An 8,436-nucleotide genomic window follows, 5' to 3' on the forward strand; every position below is an offset into this window, starting at 1 on the left:
GTGGCAGGTCTGGCCGAAGGACGGGCGCTGCACGCCCTCGATCTTGTCCCCGCAACGTCCGGCGACGGCTTTTTTCCGCCGCCGGCCACCCCGGAGGGGACCCCGGCCGGCTTTGCATCGCGAAGCAAAAAAGCCGTCGCCGGCCGCCCTCCACTGCGTTCCGGCCCGAAGGTCCACCCCATTGCGCAAGCGCAACGGGGACCCCGGCGGGTGCGGGTCGATCGCCGTCGGCCTCACGACCGCCATCGGGTCGCGATGGGCGCGGCCCGGAACCAAGGGAATGAGACAATGGCCAACATCGGCACCTTCACTTCGAACGGCAACGGCTTCATCGGCAACATCCGCACCCTCGGCCTCAAGGCCCGGACCCGCATCGTCCGCATCCCGAATCCCTCGGACCGGGGTCCCCAGTTCCGCATCTTCGACGCCGACAACGTCGAGCTCGGCGCAGCCTGGCAGCGGACCGCCGAGGAGACCGGCCGCGACTACCTCTCGGTCAAGCTCGACGATCCGTCCTTCCGCGAGCCCCTCTATGCCACCCTGGTCGAGGTCGACGGCGAGGAAGGCCTGCAGCTGATCTGGTCCCGGCCGCGGCGGGATTGATCGCAGCGACGCGAGGGCTCCGCCGCAAGGCGGGGCCTTCGTCCTTTCCGGCACACGTGGAGACTCCGATGACGCGATCCCGTTCATCACAGCGCCGAGAGCCACATCCCGACGATATCGTGCTCTGGCCTGACGGCTCCTGGGCGACGCTCGAGGAGGTCCGCAACGGCGACTATGACTGGAAGTCGGACGACTATGAGATCATCGACCACATGGACGACGCCCGGCTGAAGGCGGCCGGAGTCCTCGACGAGACCATGTGACGCCCCCCGGCCGGCAGCGGTTCGCTTGCCGGCCATTTTCATGTCTCTATTCAAATAGCGTCGCGATAGCCGCGCCGTCTCTTGCTGCGCTCGAGGCGGCTCAGCGCGTCGCCGGCCTCGTCGGGCCGATCGAAGGTCTGCATCATCGATTGGCCATTGGTGCCGATCCGTCCCCAGTTCCGGATGACCGAGGCGCCGCCGAACAGGGTCGGCTGGATCGCGAGCATGTAGAAGCGCCGCATGTTCTGCGTCGGATCTATACGGCGAAGATGGACGGGCAGGCTCTCCGTGTCGGTCATGGGCGGATTCTCGCCTCCTGTGGAGGCACCGTCCAATGGGTTTTCCGAATCGATCCGGGAGGATCGATTCATTGCGCTGATGGGTCAGTCGCACCAGCTGCGCCGGCCGCCGTCCCAGCGGCGGACGAGCCCTTCGGCGACCAGCCGCTCGCCGATCGAGCGGCCCGCACGCAGGACCGTGCGCAGCTTGCGGCCAAAGGGGTCTTCGTCCCGTGGTCCCGCGACCAGCGAAAACGGCCCGGCGTTGAGCATCGCCTGCAGCCTGCGTTTCGCCGCCTCGCCGAGCTCCCGCTCATATCCGCAGCGCGGCGGGGTGAGTTCCGGCGCGTCGATATCGGCGATCCGGATCTTCTGCCGGCCGAGCCAGAAGGTGTCGCCGTCGACCACGCAGTTGAAGCGTCGAGCGCTCCGGCAAATGGAGAATATAGCGGTCACCGTGTCGGCGGGAGGTCCGGAAGCCGCGCCAGGCATCGGCTCGGCGCCTCCGCGATATGCCCAATAGAACGTGGCGAGGACAATCGTGGCGACGACGGCGCGTTTGGCGAGAAGGCTCCTCATTCTGCTGGATTGCCGTTCAAGCCGGGCGTTGGATCGCGTCGGCGGCGCTGTCGTTCTGGATGGGCTGATATTTTCAATGCGGCGTTCTTTCTTTGGCCGAATCCGGTCCGGGTCCGAGGCACAGGATGACGTTGCACGTCACAAGATGCAGCCCGGGAAGAGGACTTGCGGAAAGGCGGGATAACTGGGCGAGCCGCCTGCGGCGGACTGGCTCTACTCGCGCCGCTGCGCTTCGCTCCCGGAGTCCGCTGCGCGGTCTCCGCCATGCGGTGACGATCCATCTCGCGGGACGAGGCCGCCCGGATCGACCGGGCGCCCCGTCGCGAGGGCAACCCTCGCGCACCAGGCCGGCTGGCCGCCGGATGCGGACACGGCGCCCGGCGGGCGCCGTGGCTTTCCTCTCTCTCTCTGACGTCCGATCATACACCCGCCACTCCGGCGTCAAGGACATCGCGGTTCCCCCAATTTTCCGCCGCCGCCCGGGAGGCGCCGCCGGAAAATCGGCACCCCCGCTCGCCGCCGCAGGCGGTCGCTTCGCGATCCCTGACTCCTCGCGCCTACGGTGCAGCCGCCTTTCGTCAGAACGAAAGGAGACACCCCATGTCCGACATCGACTACCTCTCGCTGTTCACGCGCCTCAACGGCTTCAGGTTCGTAGCCAGGATCAGTCGCGTCGGTTGCGACAATGATCTCGCGCGCAGCGCACACGACCGGCTGGTCGCCAAGCTCGGCGATCTGATCGAGCTGATGATACGCGCGGTGGAGGCGCAGCGGTGCGCGCGAGACGGCGCCGACCCGGCGCGCGCCGAGGAGGCCGCCGAAGACCTCTATTGGATCGAGGCGGAATTCGAACACCGCTGGATCGCGCAGCCGCAGCCGCTCCTCGATCATCTCGACATCTACCTCGCGACGCAGGAGATATTCGATCCCCGCACGAGGCGCTGGTACGCGCTCGCCGAATGCGGCCCGTCGCTGCGCGAGGTGAGTGACCGCAGCCTCTGCGGTCTGCGCCAGATCATCGACCAGATCGCCTCCGAGACCGGCGTGAGCTTCCATGCCCGCCGCATCGTCTACGGGCCTGCGGAGCTGGCGCCGAGCGGCCGGTGAGCCGCAGGCGAGAGGCGGTCGGCCGCCTCTCGCTCTCGCATGGATGCCACCTCCGACCACGTCATGCCGGAAGCTCCGGCATGGCTCCATCGCCGATGTTCCAGGTCCACGACGCGATGCCGCTCTCGGCGATCAGCTCGTCGAGCTTTTCCCGATAGTCGGCCTCGGCGCCGTCGGGCACGATATACATGCCGAGCGGTGCGGCGCCGTCCTGCCGCAGAACAACGCAGGCTATCGGGTGCGCGGCCGGCAGGTTGTAGCGCAGGCTTTTCACGAAGCTGGCGCCGCGCTTCGCCAGCGCGTCGATCAGCGCCGCCTCGTAGCGGTTCTCGAACGGCAGCCAGCGATCGGTCACGACCATGAGCGCGATCGACTCGATCGAGGCGATGCCCGCGGCATCGATGCCGAAGGTGGCGATCGCGATCAGATGCGAATCCGCCGTCGCGTTCCACAGCGCCAGCTCCGGGGCGAACACCGCGTTGATCCGCCGATGAACATCCTCGTTCAGCATGAAGGGAAAGCGCGGGAGATGCTTGATCACGACGCGGTGGCCGAAGCGCGCCGGTGCGATCTCCTTGACCTCGCCGATCAGCATGGCGAGCGAGCGGCGCTTGCCCTCGGCCTTCAACGCGCGGCTGAGGAACGTCTCGCGCCGCTGCGCGATCGCGGCGTCGCGATCGGCGTCGAATATCTCGGGAATGAACAGGACGTCCGCGAGCGACTTGCCCTTCGCGGTCTTGCCCTCGGCCGCCTCGAGCAGGAACTTGCGCAGCACCGCCCAGTTGCGTCGGCCGGTCATCGCCGGACGCCAGCGATTGAACTCGGCCTGCTCCCACAGGTAGTGCAGCAGGGCGCGCAGCGAGAGGCGCGAACCGTCCGTCTTCACCGCGCCGGCATCGATCGCCTCGCGCGACGCCGGCGCCGCCCGACCGGCCTGCTTCGACAGGCTGAAGTCGAGCTTGAGCAGGGTGACGCCGTCCTCGGCATTCTCGACGATCGCCTCGCCGTCGACGGCGCCGAGGCCGGACAGGGCATGCGGCGGCTCATAGGAATCGCAATCCGGATCGTGCCGCGGTCCGCTGCCGGGCATCCGCTTCAGCACATGGCGGCCACCGGCGCGTGCGACATACATCGGCACGCCCTCCGGCCGGCACAGGCACAGCGGATGTTCGCGCCGGGCAAACGCCTCCGCCAGCCGCTCGGCGATGTCGCCGGCACTGTCCTCGACCTCCATGTCGCCGATGCCCAGCCGTCTCAAAGCACTTCTCCCGGCGATCAGCTGATCGCTCCTGCCGCCCGCGGAATTCCCCTATCGCCGCCGATCATCGCACCGCTTCCTTCCGGTGGAATCTGTTTTCGCCGACGCAGCTTCTCATGTCGTCGCGGCGGAACCAGATGGCCCGCCCGCAGCGCAGCGGCGGATTGCCCGCCGTGAACACGATCTGCTCGTCGGCGCGCATGCGCAGGACCTCGTGCGGCAGGATCAGCGGACGGCGCGCCAGCTGCTTCGAGCGCGTGCGCGACGATCCCGACATCTGCGAGGAGCGGCTGAGCTGGTCGACCTCGACCGTGGTATCGCCGCAGCGCTTGGAGATGTAGTCGGCGGTCTCCGGATCGTTGATCGCGGCGAAGCTGATCCACGACGCCGACTCGAACCATTTCGAGGTGGCATCGCGGCCGCCATAGGCCTCACGCATCTGCCCGATCGACTGGAACAGCAGCGTCATGGTGATGCCGTATTTGCGGCCGGCGTCGCGGGCGGTCTCCAGGATGCGCAGGAAGCCGAGCCGGGCGACCTCGTCGAGCAGGAACAGGGAACGATCCTTCACCTCGCCATTGCGGTTGTAGATCGCGTTCATCAGCGCGCCGATGATGACGCGGGCCAGTCCCGGATGCGCCTCCAGCACTTTCAGATCGAGCGCGATGAAGATGTCGGTCCCGCCGTCGGCGAGCTCGTCGGTGGTGAAGCTGTGGCCGGAGATCAGGGCCGCGTAGTTCGGATAGGACAGCCAGTGCGTTTCCTTCACCGCATTGGCGTAGACCCCGGAGAAGGTCTCCGGCGTCATGTTGACGAACACCGCGACATTCTCCTTCACGAAGTCCGATCCCGACTGTTCGTAGATCCTCGTCAGCCGCTCCCGCAGCTTCGGCTCAGGCTCGGAGAGATTGGCGCGCACCTGCCGGAGCGTCTGGTCCTTCTGTTCCGTATGACCCGACAGGCAGACGTCCGCGATCAGCGCGGTGAGAAGCTGCATCGCGGAGGCGCGAAAGAAGTCGTCGCGGGCGGAGGCCTGGCGGGCCGTGTCGGTCATCACCCAGGTCGCGACCGCGACGATGTCCTCTTCCTTCGTGCCGCCGAAACGCCCGATCCAGTCGAGCGCGTTGAAGCCGGTGGCGGCATCGGCCGGGTCGAGCACCACCACCTTGCGGCCCGCCTTGCGCCGATGGCCGCTCACCATCGGCGCAACCTCCGATGAGGGGTCGAGCACCACGAGGCCGCCGCCCCATTTCAAGGCCGAGGGAATCGTCACCGACGTGGTCTTGAAGCCGCCGGAGCCGGCGAAGACGATGCCGTGCGAGGAGCCGAACGAGCCGTCGAAGCAGAGCAGCGGTGAGCGTCCGCCGCTGCCCCAGGTCTCGCGGCTGTCGGCACGGAACGCGATGCCGGCGACGGAATCGCGATCGACCCGGTAGCGCTCGCCGATGACGATGCCGCCGGCATCGCCGAACAGCTTGCCGGCCGCTTCCATCCGCATCCAGTCGGTCTCGCCATGGATCGCACGTCGGCCCTTGATGCGGCGCGGCGTCGCTGCTGCTAAGGCGGCATTTCCCTTGATGGCGACGCGTAGCGCGAACATCGCGCTAACCAGCGCGATCGCCGCGCCGATCATCGTTCCCGGATCGGCATAGGCAAGCACGGATTGCCCCGCCGGCACGCGGTCCGCCAGAGCGGCGAGGCGCGCGCCCTCGCGGATGACGGCGATACCGATGACGGCCGCGCTTCCGGCTACGACGCCCCATCCGACCGCCCGGATCGCGATCGCGCCGGCCGCGGCGAAGAGCAGGATCAATCCGACCCCGCCAGTTAGCGCATAGGGTAGCGCGAGCCCGGCACGGCCGAGCATCAGCCGCGCCGCCTCGGTTTTACCGAAGCCCGCCAGCCAGTGCTCGGCGCCGGTCGTCGTGATCGCCACGGTGATCATGATCGCCGCCTGCAGGCCCGCGAGAAGCACCCTATTCATGATCGTGCCCGAAGGCTTCCGCGCCGATGGCGCTGAGCCGCGTTCGCTCGGCCTCGTCCTCGCTGGCGCGGCGATGCCCGTCGATCAGCAAGCCGAGAAGCAGTGCGCGCTTCTCGTAGCGCAGCCCCGCCTTCACGATCAGCCCGCCGAGCTCGATCTTCTCGCGCGTGTCCTTCTTGCGGGCGTCCGATGAGCTCGACCTGTGCATGCGCTCAAGCCTCGCGATCGCCGCCCTGAGGCGCGCCAGCCGCGAGCGTCGTGGACGCCCCGCCATTTGGCTGCCGGCCTGCGCCGCCCTTTCTCCCGGTCGATGCGCCACTGTCGCCACGAAACCGTTTCGCCACCACCTCGAAGGCCGAGAGCAGCGCCGTCTCCTCGATCTCGATCTCGCCGAGACCGGCCTTCAGCGCGATCCGACCGATGCGTTCGGCCTCGCGCGTCTCGGCCTGCCGCAGCTGGTCCTGCAGCCTGGCGATTTCCTCTCTGATCTGTCGCGACGGCTTCTTCATTCCGGTTGACCTTCCGCTGTCCGGTTTCTGCTGGATCGAGGCCCAGCTTTCCCCGGATGAGCGCCAGCGGCGACTAGTAAAAAAGCTAGTCGGCGAAGCCGACGCCGTTTGAGATCATCCCGGCCGTTCCGAAGGAGCGGCATCCAAGGGCGCAGTAATACGTCGCTGGTGCGACGTGCTGCGCCGGCCCTGGCGGGGCCGGCCTCTCCCGACGAACACGCCGTTCGAGACCTCGAGGGGAGACGCCGTCACCGTGGCGATCACGCATTTCACGCCCCAGCTCATCGGCCGCGGCAATGGCCGCAGCGCCTTGCTGTCGGCCGCGTATCGCCATTGCGCGCGGATGGAATACGAGGCCGAGGCCCGCACGGTCGACTATTCCAACAAGCGCAATCTCGCCCATGAGGAATTCCTGCTGCCGGCCGACGCGCCGGAATGGGCGCGGGCGCTGATCGCCGACCGCTCGGTCGCCGGCGCCGTGGAGGCGTTCTGGAACAGGGTCGAAGCGTTCGAGAGGCGCGAGGATGCGCAGTTCGCCCGGGAATTCATCATCGCGCTGCCCGTGGAGCTGTCCAAGGAGCAGAACATCGCGCTGATGCGGCAGTTCGTCCTCGAGCAGGTGCTGGCGCGCGGGCAGGTCGCCGACTGGGTCTATCACGACGAGCCGGGCAATCCGCACGTCCACCTGATGACGACGCTGCGCCCGCTGACCGAGGACGGCTTCGGACCGAAACGCATCCCCGTCATCGGCGAGGATGGCGAGGTCCTGCGCAACCAGGCCGGCAAGATCGTCTATCGACTCTGGTCGGGCGAGAAGACCGAGTTCCTGGAGCAGCGCAATGGCTGGCTCGATCTGCAGAACCAGCATCTGGCGCTCGCCGGCCTGGAGATCCGAGTCGACGGGCGGTCCTATGCCGAGCGCGGCATCGACCTGGTGCCGACGACGCATATCGGCGTCGGCGCCAAGGCGATCCAGCGCAAGTCGTCGCGCGAGGGCGAGGCGGTCGATCTCGAACGGCTGAAGCTGTTCGAGGCGCAGCGCAGCGAAAACAGGCGGCGCATTCTGCTGCGGCCTGAGATCGTGCTCGACCTGCTGTCGTCGGAGAAGAGCGTCTTCGAGCAGCGCGATATCGCCAAGGTGCTGCATCGCTATGTCGACGATGCAGGCACCTTCCAGCAGCTGATGGCGCGTATCCTCCAGAGCCCGGAGCTCCTGCGCATCGAGCGCGAGAGCGTCGACTTCGCGACCGGGGAGAGAATGCCGGCGCGCTATACGACGCGCGAGCTCATCCGTGTCGAGGCCGGCATGGCGCGTCAGGCGATCTGGCTTTCCGGGCGAAGCTCACATGGCGTTCGCGAGCGCTTGCTGGAGCAGGTGTTTGCCCGCCATGAGCGACTCTCCGAAGAGCAGCGCACGGCGATCGAGCATGTGACGAAGCCGGGCGGGATCGCCGCCGTCGTCGGCCGCGCCGGCGCCGGCAAGACCACCATGATGAAGGCGGCGCGCGAGGCTTGGGAACTTGCCGGCTGCCGTGTCGTCGGCGCCGCACTCGCGGGCAAGGCGGCCGAGGGTCTGGAGAAGGAAGCCGGCATCCAGAGCCGCACGTTGGCGTCCTGGGAGCTGCGCTGGAAGCAGGGCAGGGACACGCTCGATTCCGGCACCGTCCTCGTGCTCGACGAAGCCGGCATGGTCGCCTCCAAGCAGATGGCGCGCTTCGTCGAAGCGGCGGTGAAGGCCGGCGCCAAGCTGGTGCTCGTCGGCGATCCCGACCAGCTTCAGCCGATCGAGGCGGGGGCGGCGTTCCGCGCCATCGTCGAGCGCATCGGCTATGCCGAACTCGAGACGATCTATCGG

Annotated in this window: 10 protein-coding genes; 4 read left to right on the top strand and 6 right to left on the bottom strand. The window is 67.8% G+C overall.

The window, feature by feature from the left end:
- Positions 1-288: 288 nt before the first annotated feature.
- Both AAC979_RS23715 and AAC979_RS23720 read left to right on the top strand, forming a co-directional pair.
- Positions 289-603, top strand: coding sequence for a DUF736 domain-containing protein (locus tag AAC979_RS23715; RefSeq protein WP_371349452.1), 315 nt, complete (start codon positions 289-291; stop codon positions 601-603).
- 68 nt (positions 604-671) lie between these two features.
- Complete coding sequence (locus tag AAC979_RS23720; protein ID WP_371349450.1) at positions 672-866, top strand: hypothetical protein; 195 nt, start codon at positions 672-674, stop codon at positions 864-866.
- A gap of 50 nt (positions 867-916) precedes the next feature.
- On the opposite strand, the gene AAC979_RS23725 is transcribed toward AAC979_RS23720, so the two are convergent.
- Both AAC979_RS23725 and AAC979_RS23730 read right to left on the bottom strand, forming a co-directional pair.
- The gene (locus AAC979_RS23725) at positions 917-1,165 is read right to left on the bottom strand and encodes a WGR domain-containing protein (protein WP_371349211.1); all 249 of its coding nucleotides are present in this window, start codon (positions 1,163-1,165) and stop codon (positions 917-919) included.
- Positions 1,166-1,249: 84 nt separating this feature from the next.
- Complete coding sequence (locus AAC979_RS23730; protein WP_371349250.1) at positions 1,250-1,636, bottom strand: thermonuclease family protein; 387 nt, start codon at positions 1,634-1,636, stop codon at positions 1,250-1,252.
- Between the two features lie 687 nt (positions 1,637-2,323).
- Here AAC979_RS23730 and AAC979_RS23735 point away from each other — a divergent pair.
- Entirely contained in the window at positions 2,324-2,830 is a 507-nt protein-coding gene (locus AAC979_RS23735; RefSeq protein WP_371349212.1) for a hypothetical protein, read from the top strand.
- A 61-nt stretch (positions 2,831-2,891) separates the two neighbouring features.
- Here the strand turns inward: AAC979_RS23735 and AAC979_RS23740 are convergent, their stop codons facing one another.
- The 4 genes from AAC979_RS23740 to traC form a co-directional block, all read right to left on the bottom strand.
- Positions 2,892-4,088, bottom strand: coding sequence for a DUF1173 domain-containing protein (locus tag AAC979_RS23740; protein WP_371349213.1), 1,197 nt, complete (start codon positions 4,086-4,088; stop codon positions 2,892-2,894).
- A 64-nt stretch (positions 4,089-4,152) separates the two neighbouring features.
- On the bottom strand, positions 4,153-6,072 hold the full coding sequence (traG, locus tag AAC979_RS23745) for a Ti-type conjugative transfer system protein TraG (RefSeq protein ID WP_371349214.1): 1,920 nt from the start codon (positions 6,070-6,072) through the stop codon (positions 4,153-4,155).
- Positions 6,065-6,280 carry a type IV conjugative transfer system coupling protein TraD gene (traD, locus tag AAC979_RS23750; protein WP_371349215.1) on the bottom strand — a complete coding sequence of 72 codons (216 nt, stop codon included), beginning with the start codon at positions 6,278-6,280 and terminating at the stop codon, positions 6,065-6,067. Before traD ends, traG begins: the two co-directional genes overlap by 8 nt.
- Before the next feature lie 4 nt (positions 6,281-6,284).
- Entirely contained in the window at positions 6,285-6,581 is a 297-nt protein-coding gene (gene traC, locus AAC979_RS23755; protein ID WP_371349216.1) for a conjugal transfer protein TraC, read from the bottom strand.
- A 253-nt stretch (positions 6,582-6,834) separates the two neighbouring features.
- Here traC and traA point away from each other — a divergent pair.
- A partial coding sequence (gene traA, locus AAC979_RS23760) for a Ti-type conjugative transfer relaxase TraA (RefSeq protein ID WP_371349451.1) occupies positions 6,835-8,436 on the top strand: 1,602 nt, incomplete at its 3' end.

The organism is Ancylobacter sp. IITR112 (assembly GCF_041415945.1).
Lineage (GTDB): Bacteria > Pseudomonadota > Alphaproteobacteria > Rhizobiales > Xanthobacteraceae > Ancylobacter.